We start from the raw sequence: 647 nt of genomic DNA, 5'->3' as shown, positions 1-647 counted from the left end.
GCGGCCCGCCACGCGGTCCGGCTGCGCCGCGGGGCGGCGGGCGGCCGCGGAGGGCCGGCGGAGCCGCCACCGCAGGGCGGTCCCGGCCGGCCGCGGTCGGCTCCGTAGGGTTCACGGCGTGGACGACCCGCTCACCGCTCTCGCCGACCGCACCTTCGACGCCGTCCTCTTCGACATGGACGGCACGCTCGTCGACTCCACGACCGCCATCGTGCGCTGCTGGACCCGCTGGGCGCAGGAGCACGGCGTGAGCGGTGAGCAGCTGGCGGCCGCCCACGGGCACGGCCGCCCCGCCGCGGAGATCGTCGCGGAGCTGCTGCCGCCGGAGCGGGTGGCGGCCGGGGCCGCGCGCATCACGGAGCTGGAGGTCGCCGACGTCACGGGCGTGGTCCGGCTGCCCGGGGCCGTGGAGCTGCTGGCGCAGCTGCCGCGCCCGCGCTGGGCGGTCGTCACCTCCTGCACGGTGCCGCTGGCGCTGGCCCGCGCCGGCGCGGCCGGGCTGCCCGAGCCGGGGGCGTGGGTGACGTTCGACGACGTCGAGCGCGGCAAGCCCGACCCGGCGCCCTACCTGCTGGGAGCCGAGCGCCTGGGGGTCGACCCGCGCCGCTGCCTCGTCGTGGAGGACGCCCCGGCCGGGCTGGTGTCCG

General features: G+C 79.9%; 1 protein-coding gene. It reads left to right on the top strand.

The features are described from left to right. Window positions 1–118: 118 nt before the first annotated feature. On the top strand, window positions 119–647 hold a 529-nt coding region (locus ABEB16_RS17675), incomplete at its 3' end, for an HAD-IA family hydrolase (RefSeq protein ID WP_345713532.1).

It is taken from the genome of Kineococcus glutinatus (genome assembly GCF_039542765.1).
Taxonomy (GTDB): Bacteria; Actinomycetota; Actinomycetes; order Actinomycetales; family Kineococcaceae; genus Kineococcus_A; species Kineococcus_A glutinatus.
This window is presented reverse-complemented; position numbering and strand designations above follow the sequence as displayed.